General features: G+C 72.6%; 16 protein-coding genes. 5 read left to right on the top strand and 11 right to left on the bottom strand.

All coding sequences use genetic code 11. The features are described 5' to 3' along the window. Positions 1-315 precede the first annotated feature (315 nt). Entirely contained in the window at positions 316-1,539 is a 1,224-nt protein-coding gene (locus ABS735_RS14745) for a lactonase family protein (RefSeq protein ID WP_373905725.1), read from the top strand. On the opposite strand, the gene ABS735_RS14740 is transcribed toward ABS735_RS14745, so the two are convergent. Both ABS735_RS14740 and ABS735_RS14735 read right to left on the bottom strand, forming a co-directional pair. Then, positions 1,507-2,232, bottom strand: coding sequence for a DUF2470 domain-containing protein (locus ABS735_RS14740; RefSeq protein WP_373905726.1), 726 nt, complete (start codon positions 2,230-2,232; stop codon positions 1,507-1,509). The genes ABS735_RS14745 and ABS735_RS14740 overlap by 33 nt on opposite strands. A gap of 108 nt (positions 2,233-2,340) precedes the next feature. After that, positions 2,341-2,949, bottom strand: coding sequence for a TetR/AcrR family transcriptional regulator (locus tag ABS735_RS14735; protein WP_373905727.1), 609 nt, complete (start codon positions 2,947-2,949; stop codon positions 2,341-2,343). A gap of 123 nt (positions 2,950-3,072) precedes the next feature. On the opposite strand from ABS735_RS14735, the gene ABS735_RS14730 reads away from it, so the two are divergent. Beyond that, a complete protein-coding gene (locus ABS735_RS14730; protein WP_373905728.1) occupies positions 3,073-4,689 on the top strand; it encodes a cytochrome P450 in 1,617 nt (538 codons plus the stop codon). On the opposite strand, the gene ABS735_RS14725 is transcribed toward ABS735_RS14730, so the two are convergent. From ABS735_RS14725 to ABS735_RS14685, 9 genes are all read right to left on the bottom strand, one after another. Continuing rightward, positions 4,651-5,544, bottom strand: coding sequence for a pentapeptide repeat-containing protein (locus ABS735_RS14725; protein ID WP_373905729.1), 894 nt, complete (start codon positions 5,542-5,544; stop codon positions 4,651-4,653). The genes ABS735_RS14730 and ABS735_RS14725 overlap by 39 nt on opposite strands. Before the next feature lie 120 nt (positions 5,545-5,664). Continuing rightward, positions 5,665-6,408: a PIG-L deacetylase family protein gene (locus tag ABS735_RS14720; RefSeq protein ID WP_373905730.1), complete on the bottom strand. Its 744-nt coding sequence runs from the start codon at positions 6,406-6,408 to the stop codon at positions 5,665-5,667. Positions 6,409-6,496: 88 nt separating this feature from the next. Beyond that, the gene (locus tag ABS735_RS14715) at positions 6,497-7,798 is read right to left on the bottom strand and encodes an alpha/beta fold hydrolase (protein WP_373905731.1); all 1,302 of its coding nucleotides are present in this window, start codon (positions 7,796-7,798) and stop codon (positions 6,497-6,499) included. A 169-nt stretch (positions 7,799-7,967) separates the two neighbouring features. Further along, positions 7,968-8,993 (bottom strand): LacI family DNA-binding transcriptional regulator, encoded by a 1,026-nt coding sequence (locus tag ABS735_RS14710; RefSeq protein WP_373905732.1) that lies wholly within the window; start codon positions 8,991-8,993, stop codon positions 7,968-7,970. Positions 8,994-9,084: 91 nt separating this feature from the next. Further along, positions 9,085-9,405 carry an L-rhamnose mutarotase gene (locus ABS735_RS14705; RefSeq protein ID WP_373905733.1) on the bottom strand — a complete coding sequence of 107 codons (321 nt, stop codon included), beginning with the start codon at positions 9,403-9,405 and terminating at the stop codon, positions 9,085-9,087. A 30-nt stretch (positions 9,406-9,435) separates the two neighbouring features. Beyond that, positions 9,436-10,518, bottom strand: coding sequence for a rhamnose ABC transporter substrate-binding protein (gene rhaS / locus ABS735_RS14700; RefSeq protein WP_373905734.1), 1,083 nt, complete (start codon positions 10,516-10,518; stop codon positions 9,436-9,438). 40 nt (positions 10,519-10,558) lie between these two features. Beyond that, on the bottom strand, positions 10,559-11,572 hold the full coding sequence (locus ABS735_RS14695; protein WP_373905735.1) for an ABC transporter permease: 1,014 nt from the start codon (positions 11,570-11,572) through the stop codon (positions 10,559-10,561). Further along, positions 11,565-12,605 (bottom strand): ABC transporter permease, encoded by a 1,041-nt coding sequence (locus tag ABS735_RS14690; protein WP_373905736.1) that lies wholly within the window; start codon positions 12,603-12,605, stop codon positions 11,565-11,567. Before ABS735_RS14690 ends, ABS735_RS14695 begins: the two co-directional genes overlap by 8 nt. After that, positions 12,602-14,119, bottom strand: a complete 1,518-nt coding sequence (locus tag ABS735_RS14685) for a sugar ABC transporter ATP-binding protein (RefSeq protein ID WP_373905737.1) — start codon at positions 14,117-14,119, stop codon at positions 12,602-12,604. Before ABS735_RS14685 ends, ABS735_RS14690 begins: the two co-directional genes overlap by 4 nt. Positions 14,120-14,396: 277 nt before the next feature. On the opposite strand from ABS735_RS14685, the gene rhaI reads away from it, so the two are divergent. The 3 genes from rhaI (at position 14,397) to ABS735_RS14670 (ending at position 19,160) form a co-directional block, all read left to right on the top strand. Further along, positions 14,397-15,557, top strand: a complete 1,161-nt coding sequence (gene rhaI / locus ABS735_RS14680; protein WP_373905738.1) for an L-rhamnose isomerase — start codon at positions 14,397-14,399, stop codon at positions 15,555-15,557. Positions 15,558-15,669: 112 nt separating this feature from the next. Next, positions 15,670-17,709: a bifunctional aldolase/short-chain dehydrogenase gene (locus ABS735_RS14675; protein ID WP_373905739.1), complete on the top strand. Its 2,040-nt coding sequence runs from the start codon at positions 15,670-15,672 to the stop codon at positions 17,707-17,709. Beyond that, positions 17,706-19,160 (top strand): rhamnulokinase, encoded by a 1,455-nt coding sequence (locus tag ABS735_RS14670; RefSeq protein WP_373905740.1) that lies wholly within the window; start codon positions 17,706-17,708, stop codon positions 19,158-19,160. The genes ABS735_RS14675 and ABS735_RS14670 overlap by 4 nt, the downstream gene beginning before the upstream one ends. Positions 19,161-19,220: the final 60 nt, after the last annotated feature.

Genomic DNA, 19,220 nt, shown 5'->3' with positions numbered 1-19,220 from the left:
AGGACGTGCGCACGGCGGGGACGGGCAGGAGACGGGGCGGGAACGCCGCGGGCGGCGGACGGACGGGACCGGACGGGAGGGCGGCATGCGCGCTGAGCCGGAACAGACGGCGCTTCGTCGGGCTCCTCTCGCGGCCCTCCCCGCGGCAGCGGCCCTCCCCCGGCAACGACCCTCCCCCGGTAACGGCTTTCCCCCGGCAACGGCCCTCCCGCGGCAGCGCCGTGCGCCGGCCCGGCTGAGCCGGAAGCGTCACCGTCACCACCGCCCGCCCCACGGCCCCCGACCCCCGGCCCCCGGCCCCCACAGGAGAGCGGCATGAACCGTGACAGTCGGAACAGGCGGCGATTCCTCGCGCTCCTCGCGCGGACCGCCACCGCGGCAGCGGCCCTCCCCGCGGCAGCGGCCTGTGGCGGACCGGCGGAGTCGGAGGGACCGGCCACTACGGCCACCGCGCCCGGGGCGAGCAGCGGTGCGTCGGGGAGGCGGCGGGAGTCCTCCGGACCGCGCCCGCTCCTCCTCGGCACCTACACCTCCGCCGAGGCGGGCGGCGAGGGCATCGGGCTCGCCGAGTACGACCCCGGCACGGGCCGGATCACCGGCCGCGGGATCCTCGCCGAGGTGGACGATCCCTCGTATCTGGCGGTGCACCCCGACGGCCGCACCCTGTACGCGGTGAACGAGCGCGAGGACGGGGCGGTGACCGCCGTCCGGCTGTCGGACCACAGGGTGCTGGGCAGCCGGAGCACCGGCGGCGTGGCGCCCTGCCACCTGTCCGTGCATCCGGGCGGACGCTGGCTGCTCAGCGCCAACTACGGCTCGGGCAGCGTCGCGGTGCACCCGATCGACGCCTCCGGCGCGCTCGGCGAGCGCACCGACCTGGTCACGCACTCCACTCCCCCGCCGGGCCCCGGACAGCGCGGTCCGCACGCCCACCAGGTCGTCACCGGCCCGGACGGGGACCATGTCCTCGCCGTGGACCTCGGCACGGACACCGTGTACACCTACCGCCTGGACGAGGACGCGGGGACCCTCGTGGAGGTCTCGCGGGCACGGGCCCGCCCGGGCGCCGGGCCCCGGCACCTCACCTTCCATCCCGGCGGGCGCCACGCCTATCTCGCCAACGAGGTCGACAACACCGTCGCGGTCTGCGCGTACGACCCGGGGACGGGACGCCTGACCGTGGGCGAGTCACAGTCCACCGGGGCGGAGCCGAGCCCGGGGTCCGGCACCAACTACCCCGCGCAGTTCCTGGTCACGTCCGACGGCGCTTACGCCTTCCTCGCCAACCGGGGGCACGACAGTCTGAGCCGGTACGCGGTGGAGGCGGAGGGCGCCCGGCTCCGGCTCCTCGACACGGTGCCGGTGGGCGGCGGCTTCCCCCGGCAGATCGCCTTCTCACCGGACGGCGGGCTGTTGTTCGCGGCCAACCAGCGGTCCGGCACCGTCAGCGCGTTCCGCGTGAGCGAGGACGGTGGCGAACTGCGCCCTGCGGGAGAGCCGTTCGCCTCACCCGTCGCCGTCTGCGCGCTGCCGCTGTAGGGCCCGGGGGCAGGAGGCGGCGCTCGCCTGCGCGAGGAGCACGTGCACCCGCTCCGTGAGCTGCGCGATCTCGTCGGCGGGCGCGTGGAAGGGCAGGCGTACGTCGCCGTGGTCGCGGACGCGTTCGATGCGCAGGGTCAGTCCGTGCCGGTCGACGGCGAACGGCCGCACCCGGACCGCTCCGTGCAGGCTGTCCGGGTCCACGAGCCGGGTCAGCCGCTGGACGGCGTCGTCGTGGCAGTCGGCGAGATGGGTCAGCAGCCGTGCCTCGGCCAGGGCCAGCGGATCGGGCGCGGCGGCGGTGAACTCGTCGACGTCGACCACCACGGCCCCGGACGGCCGCCGCAGCACCACGCGGGTGGGCCGGAAGGCCAAGTGCCCGTCGGTCACGGCGAACCAGCCGGCGAGCCAGAGCCGGGCCCTGATCCGGCCCCGCACCGGGACGGGCGCCACGTCGGCGAACTCCAGCACGGCGGACGGCTCCCCGCGGGGCGCGCACACCGCCGCAGCGAGCAGCGCGCTGTCCTCGGGCACGTGCAGGAGCACCCGGCCGTCGTCGGCCATGGTGTGCGCGCCGACGAACTCCTCGCGGCCGCCCTCCGCGGTCACCGCGCAGGACCAGGCGGCGGCGAGCACGGACCGGGCCTGCTCCGCCGCGGCCGGCGCGGCCGTCCAGGCGTGGCTGTCACCCATCCCAACCTCCGTTCGGCAATTCATTAGGTAAGGCTCACCTAACCTACCGGAGTTCGGGGAGTGCGCCAACCACGACACCGGCTCGATCCGCCGCGCCGGCCCGCGTCGTCAGGGGGCGATGGCTCCCAGGAGAGCCCGTGCGCACAGGTCGCGCACCTGTTCGCGAGCGGGTTCCGGATCCCGCAGCCACTCCAGGCAGACCGCGGTGGTGAAGGCCAGCCAGCCACGCACCGCCAGCCGTACGTCGCCGCGCTCCTCGAAGGCCGGGCCGAACTCCGGGTCGGCGGCCAGGGCGGCGAGGATCTGCTGCTCCTGCGCGGCGAGCGCCTTCTGGTAGACGCGGCGCACGGCCTGGTCACCGGTCGCGTCGGCGCGGTGGAAGGCGCGGTAGCCGTGCGCGTGGGCCCGGACGTACTCCAGGTACGCGTCGAGGCCCGCCGTGAGCTGCTCGCGGACCGGGACGCCGGGCACGGCCGCCGTCATCCGCAGCATGCGCTCGCTCTCCCGCTCGACGACCGCGGCGAAGAAGTCCCGCTTGTTCGGGAAGTAGTGGTACAGCAGCCCGCGGGAAACCCCGGCGATCTCGGCGACCTGCTCGATCCAGACCTCGTCGTAGGGACTGTCCGAGAACAGCCGCGCGCCCACCGAGAGCAACTGTTCCCTGCGCTCGGCGGTGCTGAGCCGGCGGCGGGTGCGTTCGCCCTGGTTCGCGGCCATGCCCGCACCTTACTTGACGTCGGTTCAACAACGGTACGAGACTGGGGCCGCGTTATTGAATCCATGTACAACACGCTCGCCTCGGCTCGTGCAACACGCCGCTGCGTCAAGGGAGATCGCGTCATGGCCCAGACAGCGAGGGAAACGGCCCGGGACGGGCTGCCCAAGGGTTTCCGCAGCGCCGAGCTGGGCTGGCCCGAACTGCACCGCATCCCGCACCCCCCGTACCGGCTGCCCCTGCTCGGTGACGTCGTGGGCGCGAGCAGGCGGACCCCGATGCAGGACTCGCTGCGGTACGCGCGGCGGCTGGGGCCGATATTCCGGCGGCGGGCCTTCGGCAAGGAGTTCGTGTTCGTGTGGGGCGCCTCCCTCGCCGCCGACCTGGCGGACGAGGCGCGGTTCGCCAAGCACGTCGGCCTGGGGGTGGCCAACCTGCGGCCGGTCGCCGGGGACGGGCTGTTCACGGCGTACAACCACGAGCCCAACTGGCAGCTCGCGCACGACGTGCTGGCGCCCGGGTTCAGCCGCGAGGCCATGGCCGGGTACCACGTGATGATGCTGGACGTGGCCGCGCGGCTCACCGCCCACTGGGACCTGGCCGAGGCGTCGGGCCGGGCGGTGGACGTGCCCGGCGACATGACCAAGCTGACGCTGGAGACCATCGCGCGCACCGGTTTCGGGCACGACTTCGGCTCCTTCGAACGCTCCCGCCTCCATCCCTTCGTCACCGCGATGGTGGGCACGCTCGGCTACGCGCAGCGTCTGAACACGGTGCCCGCTCCGCTCGCACCCTGGCTGCTGCGCGGTGCGAGCCGCCGCAACGCCGCCGACATCGCGTACCTCAACCGCACGGTCGACGACCTCGTCCGCGAACGCCGGGCGGCCGGCGGCACGGGCGGCGAGGGCGACGGCGGCAGCAAGGGCGGTGACGGAGACCTGCTCGACCGGATGCTGGAGACGGCCCACCCGGAGACCGGTGAGCGGCTGTCGCCGGAGAACGTCCGCCGGCAGGTCATCACCTTCCTCGTCGCCGGTCACGAGACGACCTCGGGCGCGCTCTCCTTCGCCCTGCACTACCTCGCCCAGCACCCCGAGGTCGCCGCCCGCGCCCGCGCCGAGGTCGACCGCGTGTGGGGCGACACCGAGGCGCCCGGATACGACCAGGTGGCCAAGCTGCGCTACGTGCGCCGGGTGCTCGACGAGTCGCTGCGGCTGTGGCCGACCGCCCCGGGCTTCGCGCGGGAGGCCCGCGAGGACACGGTGCTCGGCGGCGCGTACCCGATGCGGCGCGGGGCCTGGGCGCTGGTGCTCACGGGCATGCTGCACCGCGATCCGGAGGTGTGGGGGCCGGACGCCGAGCGGTTCGACCCGGACCGCTTCGACGCGAAGGCCGTACGGTCGCGCGCCCCGCACACGTTCAAGCCGTTCGGGACGGGGGCACGGGCGTGCATCGGGCGGCAGTTCGCGCTGCACGAGGCCACGCTGGTCCTCGGGCTGCTGTTGCGCCGCTACGAGCTGCGGCCGGACCCCGGCTACCGGCTGCGGGTGACCGAACGGCTGACGCTGATGCCGGAGGGGCTGCGCCTGCACCTGGACCGGCGGACCCCGTCGGCGCCTTCGACGCCGACGTCCGCTCCCCGCACGTCCGACGCCGGGAAGGGCGGGACGGCCGGGGAGGCCGAGGGCGCCGGGGACGCCGTTTCAGCGTCCCGCTGTCCAGTGCACCGGGCGGGTGACTGAGTCCGGCAGCCTGGTGCCGGGGCCGCCCCGGGCCGCGTTGACCTGCGGCTGGGTCAGGAAGAAGGCGCCCGTCAGGTCCGCGTCGGTCAGGTCGGCGTCGCGCAGGTCCGCGCCGATCAGGTCGGCGCTCCGCAGGTCGGCACCGGTGAGGTCGGCGGCGATGAGGTAGGCCCCGCGCAGGTCGGCGCCGGCGAGGTCGGCTCCCCTGAGTCGGGCGCCCATCAGATCGGCGTTGCGGCGGTTCTTCTCCCGGCCGCGGGTGCCGGCCCGGGCCAGCTCGCTGGTGCGCAGCAGCAGCACGTTGACCCGCTGCCGGTGTGCGGCCACGTCGAGGGCGGCCAGCTCCTCGGGGGTTCCCCCGGCGAGGCGTTCGGTGCCGGCGAGGGCCCGGCGCAGGTCGGCGTGGACCGGGCGGGCGGCGGGCAGGGTCAGTGCCTCGGTCAGGTACCGGAGCAGCTCGTGCAGCTGCCGGACGACCGGGAACACGTCGAACATGCGGCGGGCCCGCTCCGGAGGGCCGCCGCGCCAGTCCTCGCCGCCGAAGGTGACCTGCGAGACCCGCTGCCCGGCGCCGAAGCAGTCGTAGACCGTGCAGCCGGTGAAGCCGCGCTCCCGCAGCGTCGCGTGGATGCCGCAACGGTGGTCGGTGCGAAGGTTCGTGCAGGGTGTGCCGGCGTCCTTGTCGATCGCGAAGTCCGCCGAGCGGGCGAACGGCAGGGCCACGCAGCACAGGCCGAAGCAGCTCCCGCAGTCGCCGCGCAGTTCCTCGCGGGCCAGGAGGTCCGCCCGGCCCGAAGGATCTGCCCGGCCCGAAGGATCTGCCCGGTCCACCCGGTCCGCCGTGTGTTCTCGCATGTCGTCGAGGATACGGGCCGCCCGCACGCCGCCACGCCGACGGCCCACGCAGCCCCGAACCACTCCGCCAGAAGCTGCTGCCCAAGCATGTCCTGCTGCCCCCGCTCCCCCGCCATGCCGCTACCGTCCGAACACTTCGAAGGTCACCGCCGGCTTTCCGCCGAACCGCTCCCCCGCGGCCTCGGCGAAGCCGGTGAGGAATCCGCGCACATACGTCTCCGGGGCCTCCTCGGTCAGCACCTCGATGTACGTGCGGTGTTCGAGCAGCGAGCGCACCGCGCGCTCGAGCCCCGGCGCCGCGTCCACGGCGTGGGTGGGCGAGGAGGAGCCGGCGACCGCGACCCAGCGCACGCCGTTCCACGGTTCGAGGCCCTGCTCGGTCAGCTCCGGGAAGATCCACCGGTTGCCCGCGTCGGCCGCCGCGTCGAGGGTCGCGCGGCCGACGGCGACGTGGTCCGGGGTGTTCCAGGCGACACCGCCCCAGGTGTCCCGGTGGTTGAGGGTGATGACCAGCTCGGGCCGGTGCCGGCGGATCGCGGCGGCGATGTCGCGGCGCAGCGCGGTGCCGTACTCGATGACGCCGTCCCGGTGGTCGAGGAACTCCACCTCGCTCACCCCGACGACGGCGGCGCTCGCGCGCTGCTCCCGCTCACGCAGCGGTGCGCACTCGTCGGGCGGCAGCGTGTCGATTCCCGCCTCGCCCCTGGTCGCGAGCACGTAGACGACCTCGCGGCCCTCGTCGGTCCAGGACGCGATCGCCGCCGAGCAGCCGTACTCCAGGTCGTCCGGGTGGGCCACGACGGCCAGGGCGCGGCGCCAGTCGCCGGGCATGGGCTCCAGTTGCGTGATCGTCGGCTCCGTCATGCCCGCACACTAACCCGCGCCGCTGACATCCCACCCGGATTTCAGACGTCGCCCCTCGTCCCTCGCGCCTCGCCCCTCACACCCCGCCTCACGCCTCGTCGCGGGCGAGCGCGAGCAGCCGGTCCAGGACCCGGGGGCCGCCGGCCCGTACGCCGTCGTGCTCGAACTCGCCGGTGACCCAGGTGCGCAGGCCCCGGATCGCGCGGGCGGTGGTCAGCGCGTGCGCGGTGTCGACGTACATGTCGTCGTGGTAGACGGCGGCGGCGGCCGGCACGTCGTTGGCGGCGAGGCGGGCGGGATCGTACAGCGGGGTCCAGTCGGTGCGGGCGGCGAGCAGTTCCGCCGTCTCGCGCAGCGGGCGCAGGGCCGGGTCGCAGTCGAACATCCAGGGGTGGATGGACTCGCCGGTGAAGAGCAGCGGTTCGTCGCCGGCGAGGGCCTTGGCCGCGTCGAAGCGCGGGAACTCGGCGCGGACCCGCTCGGCGGACCAGTCGGTGGGCCGGGCGTCCTGGCCGTAGATGGCCTCGTGGACGAGGGCGTACAGCGGGCGGCCCGCGTACGACAGCAGGTTCTGCGCCTGCTCCTGGAAGGCGTCGGAGAGTTCGTGTCCGTTCGGGGTGCGGACGAAGGCGTCCTCGAGGAGGAAGTGCAGCCGGTGGCTGCCCTCGCCGCCGCCCAGCATGATGCCGAGCGACTGGAAGGCCTCCACGGTGAGGCGGTAGCCGTTCGGCAGGACCACGTCGTGGGTGAGGAGGTGGTCGGCGATGCGGCGGGCGCGCTCGATGTCCTGCGGATAGCGGGCGTAGTGCGCGACGACCTTGCGCTCGATGCGGGGGTAGGCGGCCCGGTAGACGTCGTCCGCGTGAGCGTCCAGGGAGGGCAGGCCGCCGGTGATCAGGGCGGTGCTCAGGCCCTCGGGGGCCAGCGAGAGGTAGGCGACGGTGCAGAAGCCGCCGAAGCTCTGGCCGAGGACGGTCCAGGGGGCACCACCGGTGACCTGGGGGCGGATGGCCTCGCAGTCGCGGACGATGGCGTCGGCGCGGAAGTGGGTGAGGTAGTCGGCCTGCTCCGCGGGGCCGCCGCGCAGCGGGAGCGTCTGGCGGCCGGCCGGCGTGGAGGCGCCGGTGCCTCGCTGGTCCAGGAGCAGGACGCGGTACTCCTCGAGGGCCCGGCCGAACCAGGCGGGGCGGCCGACGAAACGGTCCGCCTTGCCGCCGGGGCCGCCCTGGAGGTAGAGCAGCCACGGCAGGTCCTCGTCGGCCTTGTCGCTCGCGACGGCCTCGCGGGCGTACAGCTCGATCGTCTCCCCGGTGGGGTCGGCGTGGTCGAGGGGTACGGTGAAACGGCGGTCGGTGAGGACGACGCCTGGCTGGCGGTAGCTGACGCTCAACGGGGCTCCCGGGGGCGGACGGACCTGACGGTGCGGATCCGGCGGTGCGGTTCGCGGCGCGGATCCGGCGGACGGATGCGACGGCCGATTCTTTCGGCCGTGTCCCAGTTCAGCACACGGCCTTGCGGCCGCCGACCCCCGGGATCATGGAATCGTGCTGAACGACCGGTCAGCGGGCGGCGAGGCTGGAGCGCCGCACCACCAGTTCCGGCTGGAGGACGACGCGCCGGTGCGGGTGGGTCCGGTCCGTGCCCTCCAGCTCGGTCTCCTCCAGGAGCAGCTCGGCGGCCATGGCGCCCATGGTGACGGCGGGCTGGCGCACGGAGGTGAGCGGGACGGCCGCGGCGGCGGCGAACTCGATGTCGTCGTAGCCCACGATCGCGAGGTCGTCGGGGACGCGGACCCCGGCGGCGTACAGGGCCTGCAGGACGCCGAGGGCGAGCAGGTCGTTGGCGCAGAAGACGGCGGTCGGCCGCTCGGCGAGGCCCAGGAGGCGGGCGCCGGCGTCCCGGCCCGCGGCGACGTCGAGCCGCTCGGTGGGCAGTTCGCGCAGCGCGTCCGGGCCGAGTCCGGCCTCGGCGAGCGCGGCGAGGGCTCCGGTGCGGCGGTCGCGCACCTGATTGAGGCCGGGCGGGCCGCTGACGTAGGCGATGGAGCGGTGCCCGGCGTCCACGAGGTGGCGCACGGCCAGCGCGCCGCCCGCGACGTCGTCGACGGAGACCGAGCACTCGGTGGTGCCCTCGGCGACCCGGTCGACCAGAACGAAGGGGATGTTGTGGCGCCTGAAGCCGTCGATGTTGCGGCCGGTGGCGTCGGCGGGGGTGAGCAGGACGCCCCGCACCCGCTGCTCGGCGAAGAGCGAGAGGTACTCGGCCTCCTCGCCCGGGCTCTGGGCACTGTTGCAGACCATCACGCCGAGCCCTGCCTCACGGGCGGCCCGCTCGGCACCGCGTGCGACGTCGACGAAGAACGGGTTGCCCATGTCCAGGACGAGCAGCCCCATGATGCGGCTGCGGCCCGCGCGCAGCTGACGCGCGGACTCGCTGCGGACGTAGCCCAGCCGGTCGATCGCGGACAGCACCCGCGCCCGGGTCTCGGTCGCGACGGTGTCGGGGCGGTTGATGACGTTGGAGACCGTGCCCACGGAAACTCCGGCGGCGCGGGCGACATCCTTGATACCCACGGAATGGGCCATCTGGCAGGGACCTCCGAGGTCGGGGCGGATGTGGGGGGGCGGCCGCAGGACCCTTCACACAGTACCTGTGCCGCCCCTGCGGGGGCTCCCGTCAGGCGAGGTGGAACACCTCGGTGAGCGGCTTCATCGCCTCGTCGGGGCGGGCCCCGTCGAGGGACTCGAAGAGCGGGCCCATCTCCGCCTGCCAGCGGGCGTTGACCTCGGTGGCCTCCATGCCGGCCCGGGCGGCGGCGAAGTCCTCGGTCTCCAGGTAGCCGACGAGCAGGCCGTCGTCACGCAGGAAGAGCGAGTAGTTGTGCCAGCCGGTGCCGGAGAGTGCCTCGCACATCTCCGGCCACACGGCGGCGTGGCGTTCGCGGTACTCCGCGATGCGGTCCCGGCGGACCTTGAGCAGGAAACAGACGCGCTGCATGGACTGCCGCTCCCGTACGAGGGGTGGTGACTAGAAGTTGAACTGGTCGACGTTGTCGGCGGTGAACACGGTCGGCTTGCCGAGGTTGATCACGCCGTCCTTGCCGATGGTGTACTCGCCCATGGCGCCGGCCTTGAAGGTCTCGCCCTCCTTGCCGGTGATCTGCCCGGAGGACAGGGCGACGGCGGTGCGCGCGGCCAGCTCGCCGAGCTTGGCCGGGTCCCACAGCTCGAACGCCTCGACGGTGCCGTTCTTGACGTACTTGCGCATGTCGTTGGGGGTGCCGAGGCCGGTCAGCTTGACCTTGCCCTTGTACTTGGAGCCGGACAGGTACTGGGCGGCGGCCTTGATGCCGACGGTGGTCGGGGAGATGATCCCCTTCAGGTTCGGGTGCTCCTGGAGCAGGCCCTGGGTCTGCTGGAAGGACTTCTGGGCGTCGTCGTCGCCGTAGGCGACCTTGACCAGCTTGATGTCCTTGTACTTCGGGTCCTTCAGCTCGTCCTTCATGATCTCGATCCAGGCGTTCTGGTTCGTCGCGGTCTGCGCGGCGGACAGGATCGCGATCTCGCCCTTGTTGCCGATCTGCTCGGCCAGCTGCTGCACCTGGGTGCGGCCGATGTCGTCGGCGGACGCCTGGGAGATGAAGGCGTTGCGGCACTCGGGGTTGGTGTCCGAGTCGTAGGTGACGATCTTGATGTCGTTCTTCATCGCCTGCTTGAGCGCGGTGCACAGCGCGCCCGGGTCCTGCGCGGAGACGGCGATGGCGTCGACCTGCTGCTGGGTGAGCGTGTTGACGTAGGAGACCTGGCCGGCGGTGTCGGTGCCGCTGGAGGTGCCGACCTCCTTGTAGCTGGAGCCCAGCTCCTTGAGGGCCTTCTCGCCGCCCTTGTCGGCGACGGTGAAGTAGGGGTTGTTGACCTGCTTGGGCAGGAAGCCGACGGTCAGTCCCTTCTTCGTCGCGGCGTTCGGGTCGGCCTTGCCCGCAGCGGCGGCCGAGCCGCCCTCGTCCTTGACGTCCTCCTTCGTGGTGCCGCCGCAGGCGGTGGCCGCCAGGGCGAGGGAGGTGACGGCGGCGAGGGCCGCGCAGGTACGGCGGATGGACGACTTGCGCATGGTGGGTTCCTTAGGAGGGTGGACGGAGCCGGTGACAGCGTTACGGGGTGGGCGCGGGCGCCTTGGACGGGGGCGTCGCTGCCGCCCTGCGTCCGGCCCTCGCGACGGAGATCTGCCGTGCGAGCCGGGGGCCGAGCACGGAGAGGACGAGCAGGACGCCGGTGACGACGATCTGCGACTGGGCGGAGACGTCCTGCAGGCTCATCACGTTCTGCAGCGCGCCGAGCAGGAACACGCCCGCGATCGCCCCGCCGAGCGTGCCCTTGCCGCCGTCGAAGTCGATGCCGCCCAGGAGTACGGCGGCGACGACGGAGAGTTCGAGGCCGGTGGCGTTGTCGTAGCGGGCGCTGGCGTAGTGCAGGGCCCAGAAGACGCCGGTGAGAGACGACATCAGGCCGGTCAGCGTGAACAGGATCAGCTTCTGCCGCTTGACCCGGATGCCGGCGAAGCGCGCGGCCTCCTCGCTGGCGCCGATGGCGAACAGGGACCGGCCGAAGGGCGTGGCGTGCAGGGCGAGAACGGCGATGGCCAGCAGCACGAGGAAGGGCAGGAAGGCGTACGGGAGGAAGGTGCCGTCGACGCGCCCGGCCGCGAAGTCCAGGTACTGCGAGGGAAAGTCGGTCACCGCGTCGGAGCCGAGCACGATCTGCGCGATGCCCCGGTAGGCGGCCAGCGTGCCGATGGTGACGGCGAGGGAGGGCAGTCCGAGCCGGGTCACCAGCAGGCCGTTGAACAGGCCGCAGGCCACGCCGAGCAGCAGGCAGATCGGGATGATCGTCTCGATGGTCATGCCCTGGTTCCACAGGGCGCCCATCACCGCGCCGGACAGCCCCGCGGTGGAGGCGACCGACAGGTCGATCTCGCCGGAGACGACCAGCAGCGTCATCGGCAGGGCGATGAGCGCGATCGGCAGCGTGTTGCCGATCAGAAAGGACAGGTTGAGGGCGTTGCCGAACCCGTCGACGAAGCCGAAGGAGAGCAGCAGCACGACCACGAGGAGGGCGCCCACCACAGTGTCCCAGCGGACGGCGCGCGTCAGGGAGCTGTCAGCCATGGCGGGCGTTCCTCTTCTTCAGGGCGTTGGCCACGCGCAGCGCGACGATCCGGTCGACCGCGATGGCGAGGATGAGCAGGATGCCGTTGATGGCCAGCACCCACACGGAGCTGACGCCGAGGGCGGGCAGCACGCTGTTGATCGAGGTGAGCAGCAGCGCGCCGAGGGCCGCGCCGTAGACGCTGCCGGAGCCGCCGGTGAAGACGACGCCGCCGACCACCACGGCGCTGACGACGGTCAGTTCGTAGCCGTTGCCGGTGCCGGAGTCGACGTTGCCGAACCGGGCCAGGTAGAGGGCGCCGGCGAGTCCGGCGAGGGCGCCGCAGAAGGTGTAGGCGGCGAGGATCCGCTTGCGGACGGGGATGCCGGCCAGCCGGGCGGCCTCGGGGTTGGAGCCGAGCGCGTACAGCTCGCGTCCGCTGCCGTAGTGCTTGAGGTAGTACGCCGTGGCGACGAGCACCGCGAGGGCGATCAGCGCCAGCCACGGAACCGCGGAGATGCCACCGGAGCCGAAGTCGACGAAGCCGCCGGGCAGGTCGGCCGCGGTGATCTGCCGGGAGCCGACCCAGATCGAGTCGATGCCGCGGATGATGTACAGGGTGCCGAGGGTGACGACCAGGGCGGGCACCTGGCCGAGGCTGACCAGCAGGCCGTTGAGGAGTCCGAAGCCGATGCCCAGCAGCACCGCCAGCAGTACGGCCACCACGGGGTTGCCGCCGCCCTGGAGGTAGGTGCCGGCGGCGAAGGCGCTGATGCCGAGGGTGGAGCCGACGGACAGGTCGACGTTGCGGGTGATGACGACCAGGGACTGTCCGGTGGCGACCAGGACCAGGATGGTCGCGTTCAGCAGCAGGTCCTTGATGCCCTGTTCGGACAGGAACTCGCTGTTGCCGGCCTGGGTGATGGCGATCATCACCAGGAAGACGAGCAGGATGGCCAGTTCGCGCATCTTGAAGATGCGGTCCACCAGCCGGGTGGCGCCGGCCTTGGGCACGTCGGCCACGGGGGCCTGGTCGGGTGCGGTGACCGTCATGCGGCGGCCCTCCCCGTGGCTGCGGCCATCACGGTCTCCTCGGTGGCGTCGGTGCGGGGGATCTCGGCGGTCAGACGTCCCTCGTGCATCACCAGGACGCGGTCGGCCATGCCGAGGACCTCGGGCAGGTCGGAGGAGATCATCAGGACGGCCACGCCGTCGGCGGCGAGTTGGCTCAGCAGCCGGTGGACCTCGGCCTTGGTGCCGACGTCGATGCCGCGGGTGGGTTCGTCGACGATCAGCACCTTGGGGCCGGTGGCCAGCCACTTGGCGAGGACGACCTTCTGCTGGTTGCCGCCGGACAGGGTGGCGACGGTGTCGGCGATGCGGGCGTACTTGACCTGGAGCTTGACGGCCCAGTCGAGGGAGCGGCTGCGCTCGGCGCCGCGGTCCATGAGGCCGGCCTTCACGGTCGTCCGCAGGCCGGTGAGGCCGATGTTGCGCTCGATGGACATGTTCATCACGAGGCCCTGGGCGCGGCGGTCCTCGGGGACGAGCGCGAGGCCGGCGGCCATCGCGGTGGAGGGGGCACCGTTGACGAGCGGCTTGCCGTCGACCTCGACCTCCCCGGCGTCCCAGCGGTCGACGCCGAAGACGGCGCGGGCGACCTCGGTGCGTCCGGCGCCGACCAGTCCGGCCAGCGCGACGATCTCGCCGCGCCGCACCTCGAAGGAGACGTCGGTGAAGACGCCCTCGCGCGTCAGCCTGCGCACGCTCAGGGCGGTCTCGCCCGGGGTGACCTCCTGCTTGGGGTACAGCTCGTCGAGGTCGCGGCCGACCATGCGGCGCACCAGGTCGTCCTCGGTCATGCCCTCCAGGGACTCGCTGGCGATCCAGGCGCCGTCGCGCAGGGTGGTGACCCGCTCGCAGATGCGGAAGATCTCCTCCAGGCGGTGGGAGATGAACAGCACCGCGGCGCCCTGTTCGCGCAGGGTGCGCACCACGCCGAAGAGCCGGGCCACCTCGCTGCCGGTGAGGGCGGCGGTCGGCTCGTCCATGATCAGGACGCGGGCGTCGAAGGAGAGCGCCTTGGCGATCTCGACGATCTGCTGGTCCGCGATGGACAGGCCGCGCGCGGGCCGGTCGGGGTCGAGTTCGACACCGAGGCGCAGCATGAGTTCGGCGGTGGCGGCGTGGGTCGCCTTGTGGTCGATGCGGCCGAGGGCGCGGCGCGGTCGGCGGCCCATGAAGATGTTCTCGGCGATCGACAGGTCGGGAAAGAGGGTGGGCTCCTGGTAGATCACGGCGATGCCGGCGTCGCGGGCGTCGCCGGGGCCGTGGAACACGACCGGCGCGCCGTCGAGCAGCACCTGGCCGGCGTCCGGCCGGTGCACTCCGGCCAGCGTCTTGATGAGGGTCGACTTTCCGGCGCCGTTCTCGCCGGCGAGGGCGTGCACCTCGCCGGGGAACAGCTCCAGGGAGACGTCCCTGAGCGCACGGACCGCGCCGAAGGACTTGGAAACGTCCCTGAGCGCCAGAACCGGGGCCGTACCCGTGTCGGACGGGTGGGTCATTGGGGGCTCCTCGACGACGCCGGGCGGGGCGGCCCTCACGGCGTCGTGAAAGGTTTCAACTCGGTTGCCGGGGACGTTAGGCAGCGCGGGTATGTCACGTCAATGGTTCCGGGTCGAAAAACTTTCGATCTCTGAAGGTCACGACCGAGTCACGGACGATCGGCGCCGCCAGAAGGGTTGACACTCCTTCGAGCGGCTCATAACTTCGCGTTCTGAATCGTTTCACAGATGGTCGTGCTCGCAGCAGGCCACGACCCGATGCCACAGGAGCGCCGAAGTGACCGAGCTCGCCGCGGTGAAAGCCGCGCTCAAGACCCAGGCCGTCGAGACGCCGTCGTGGGCGTACGGCAACTCGGGCACCCGGTTCAAGGTGTTCGCCCAGGCCGGTGTCCCGCGCGACCCGTTCGAGAAGCTGGACGACGCGGCGAAGGTGCACGAGTTCACCGGCGCGGCCCCGACCGTGGCCCTGCACATCCCCTGGGACAAGGTCGAGGACTACGCCGCGCTGGCCGCGCACGCCGAGAAGCGGGGCGTGCGGATCGGCGCGATCAACTCCAACACCTTCCAGGACGACGACTACAAGCTGGGCAGCATCTGCCACCCCGACGCGGTGGTGCGCAGGAAGGCCGTCGACCACCTGCTGGAGTGCGTCGACATCATGGACGCCACCGGCTCGCGCGACCTGAAACTGTGGTTCGCCGACGGCACGAACTACCCCGGCCAGGACGACATCCGCGCCCGGCAGGACCGGCTGGCCGAGGGCCTGGCCGAGGTGTACGAGCGGCTCGGCGAGGGGCAGCGGATGCTGCTCGAGTACAAGCTCTTCGAGCCGGCGTTCTACACGACGGACGTGCCGGACTGGGGCACGGCGTACGCGCACTGTCTGAAGCTGGGCGAGAAGGCGCAGGTCGTGGTCGACACGGGGCACCACGCGCCGGGCACGAACATCGAGTTCATCGTGGCGACGCTGCTGCGGGAGGGCAAGCTCGGCGGCTTCGACTTCAACTCCCGGTTCTACGCGGACGACGACCTGATGGTCGGGGCGGCCGACCCGTTCCAGCTGTTCCGCATCATGTACGAGGTGGTGCGCGGGGGCGGGTTCACCTCCGACGTGGCGTTCATGCTCGACCAGTGCCACAACATCGAGGCGAAGATCCCGGCCATCATCCGGTCGGTCATGAACGTTCAGGAGGCCACGGCGAAGGCCCTGCTGGTCGACGGTTCGGCCCTGGCCGAGGCGCAGGCCGCCGGGGATGTGCTGGAGGCCAACGCGGTGCTGATGGACGCGTACGACACGGACGTGCGTCCGCTTCTTCGGGAGGTGCGGGAGGAGTCGGGGCTGGACCCCGAGCCCCTGAAGGCGTACCGGGCATCCGGTTGGGGCGAGAAGGTCGTCGCCGAGCGGGTTGGTGGCGAGCAGGCCGGGTGGGGGGCGTAGGCGTCTGCCGGGTTTCTGTTGTTCGCGGCTGCGGGTCGTTCGTGGTCGATCGCGCAGTTCCCCGCGCCCCTTGCAGGGGCGCGTCACCACCCCTCGATCGAAAGGCACCGTCATGGCATCTCACCCTGAAGCCTCCGCCCTCCTCGCCCGCTCCCATCGGCTCGGCGCCGATCCGCGCAACACCAACTACGCCGGTGGCAACGCGTCCGCCAAGGGCACCGGGACCGATCCCGTCACCGGGGGTGATGCGGAGCTGATGTGGGTCAAGGGGTCAGGCGGGGATCTCGGGACGCTCACCGAGGCGGGGCTCGCCGTGCTGCGGCTGGACCGGATGCGGGCGCTCAAGGACGTCTACCCGGGCGTCGAGCGCGAGGACGAGATGGTCGCCGCCTTCGACTACTGCCTGCACGGCAAGGGCGGTGCCGCACCCTCGATCGACACGGCGATGCACGGGCTGGTCGAGGCCGCCCACGTGGACCATCTGCACCCCGACTCCGCGATCGCGCTGGCCTGTGCGGCGGACGGCGAGAAGCTGACCGCCGAGTGCTTCGGCGACACCGTGGTGTGGGTGCCGTGGCGGCGGCCCGGTTTCCAGCTCGGGCTGGACATCGCGGCCGTCAAGGAGGCCAACCCCCAGGCCATCGGGTGTGTGCTCGGCGGCCACGGCATCACCGCCTGGGGCGACACCTCCGAGGAGTGCGAACGCAGCTCGCTGCACATCATCCGCACCGCCGAGGTCTTCCTGGCCGAGCGCGGGAAGGCCGAGCCGTTCGGCGCGGTGATCGACGGGTACGCGGCGCTGCCCGAGACCGAGCGGCGGGAACGGGCGGCCGCGCTGGCGCCGTACGTCCGTGGTCTGGCCTCGCAGGACCGGGCGCAGGTCGGGCACTTCACCGACGCGGACGTGGTGCTCGACTTCCTCGCCCGCGCCGAACACCCGCGGCTCGCGGCGCTCGGCACCTCCTGCCCGGACCACTTCCTGCGTACGAAGGTGCGGCCGCTGGTCCTGGACCTGCCGCCGACCGCGCCACTGGAGGAGGCGGTCGCCCGGCTCAAGGAGCTGCACGCCGCCTACCGCGAGGAGTACGCCGCCTACTACGAGCGGCACGCCGAGCCGGACTCCCCCGCGATGCGCGGTGCCGATCCGGCGATCGTGCTGGTGCCGGGCGTGGGCATGTTCAGCTTCGGCAAGGACAAGCAGACCGCGCGGGTGGCCGGCGAGTTCTACGTCAACGCGATCAACGTGATGCGCGGCGCCGAGGCGGTGTCGTCGTACGCGCCGATCGAGGAGTCGGAGAAGTTCCGCATCGAGTACTGGGCGCTGGAGGAGGCCAAGCTCCAGCGTATGCCGAAGCCGAAGCCGCTGGCCACCCGCGTCGCCCTGGTCACCGGCGCGGGCAGCGGGATCGGCAAGGCCATCGCGCGCCGGCTGGTCGACGAGGGCGCGTGCGTCGTCGTCGCCGACCTGAACACCGAGAACGCGGCCGCGGTCGCGCAGGAGCTGGGCGGGGACGACAAGGCCGTCGCCGTGGGCGTCGACGTCACCTCCGAGGAGCAGATCGCAGACGCCTTCAAGGCGGCGGTGCTCGCGTTCGGCGGGGTCGACCTGGTGGTCAACAACGCGGGGATCTCCATCTCCAAGCCGCTGCTGGAGACCTCGGCGAAGGACTGGGACCTCCAGCACGACATCATGGCCCGCGGCTCCTTCCTCGTCTCGCGCGAGGCGGCGCGGGTGATGACCGCGCAGGAGCTGGGCGGCGACATCGTGTACATCGCGTCGAAGAACGCCGTGTTCGCCGGCCCCAACAACATCGCCTACTCCGCCACCAAGGCCGACCAGGCCCACCAGGTGCGCCTGCTCGCCGCCGAGCTGGGCGAGCACGGCATCCGGGTCAACGGCGTCAACCCCGATGGCGTGGTGCGGGGTTCCGGGATCTTCGCGGGCGGCTGGGGTGCCCAGCGCGCGGCGGTGTACGGGGTGCCGGAGGAGAAGCTGGGCGAGTTCTACGCGCAGCGGACGCTGCTGAAGCGCGAGGTGCTGCCCGAGCACGTCGCGAACGCCGTGTTCGCGCTGACCGGCGGCGACCTGACCCACACCACCGGCCTGCACGTCCCGGTCGACGCCGGCGTCGCCGCCGCGTTCCTGCGATGAGCACCGCCGTGGACGTCAAGGCGTACGCCGCGGTCGACCTCGGTGCGTCCAGCGGGCGCGTCATGGTCGGCCGGGTCGGCCCCGATCGGCTGGAGCTGACCGAGGCGCATCGCTTCCCCAACCGGCCCGTGCGTACGCCCGACGGCCTGCGCTGGGACGTCCTCGCGCTGTACGCCGGAGTGCTGGACGGGCTGCGGGCGGCCGGGCCGGTGGACTCGGTGGGCGTGGACAGCTGGGCCGTCGACTACGGCCTGCTGGACGCGGACGGGGCGCTGCTCGGCAACCCCGTGCACTACCGCGACACCCGCACCGAGGGCGTCGCGCAGAAGGTGTGGGCCACGCTGCCCGCCGGGGAGCTGTACGCGGCGACCGGGCTGCAGTACGCGCCCTTCAACACCCTGTACCAGCTCGTCGCCGCCCGGGGCACGGCCCAGCTGGCGGCGGCCCGCCGGCTGTTGCTGATCCCGGACCTGCTGACGTACTGGCTGACCGGCGAGCAGGGCACGGAGCTGACCAACGCCTCCACCACCCAGCTGATCGACCCCGGCACCCGGGACTGGTCGCGGGAGGTCGCGGACCGGCTGGGGATCGACCTCGGCCTGTTCGCGCCGCTGCGCCGGCCCGGTGACGCGGCGGGACTGCTGCGGCCCGAGGTACTGGAGGAGACGGGCCTTGCCGGGCCCGTGCCGGTGACGGTGGTCGGTTCGCACGACACCGCCTCCGCGGTGGCCGCCGTACCGGCCTCGGGCGAACGGTTCGCCTATATCTGCACCGGTACCTGGTCGCTGGCCGGGCTCGAACTGACCGCGCCGGTGTTGACCGAGGAGAGCCGCGCCGCCAACTTCACCAACGAACTCGGGCTGGACGGCACCGTCCGCTACCTGCGCAACATCATGGGTCTGTGGCTGCTCCAGGAGTGCGTACGGGACTGGGGCGGCCCCGACCTGGGCGGGCTGCTGCTCGATGCGGCCCGGGTGCCGGCGCTGCGTTCGGTGGTCGACGCGGGTGACGCGGCGTTCCTGGCGCCGGGACGGATGCCGGAACGGATCGCCGAGGCGTGCCGCACGTCCGGGCAGCCGGTGCCCGAAACGCCCGCCGAGGTGGCTCGGTGCATCCTCGACTCGCTGGCGCTGGCCCACCGCAGGGCCGTGGAGGACGCCCAGCGACTGGCCGGGCACCCCGTCGACGTGGTGCACGTGGTCGGCGGCGGCACCCGCAACGCGCTGCTGTGCCAGCTGACCGCCGACGCCTGCGGGCTGCCGGTGGTGGCGGGGCCGACGGAGGCCGCCGCGCTCGGCAACGTCCTGGTGCAGGCGCGCGCCCATGGACTGGTCGGCGACCTCGGCGGGATGCGCCGACTGCTTGCGCGCACCCAGTCGTTGACCCGGTACGAACCGCGCGGCGACACGGCGCGCTGGCGGGCGGCCGAGGCCCGACTCGCCGACCGGTGAACCGGGTCTCCCCCGCTCCCCGCCCCGCCGATTACCCTGCACTGGGCATGCGCCCGACGA

The organism is Streptomyces sp. MMCC 100 (assembly GCF_041538145.2).
In the GTDB taxonomy this organism is placed as follows: Bacteria; Actinomycetota; Actinomycetes; order Streptomycetales; family Streptomycetaceae; genus Streptomyces.
The sequence above is the reverse complement of the archived record's forward strand: the minus strand, read 5'-3'. Positions and strand labels throughout refer to the sequence as shown.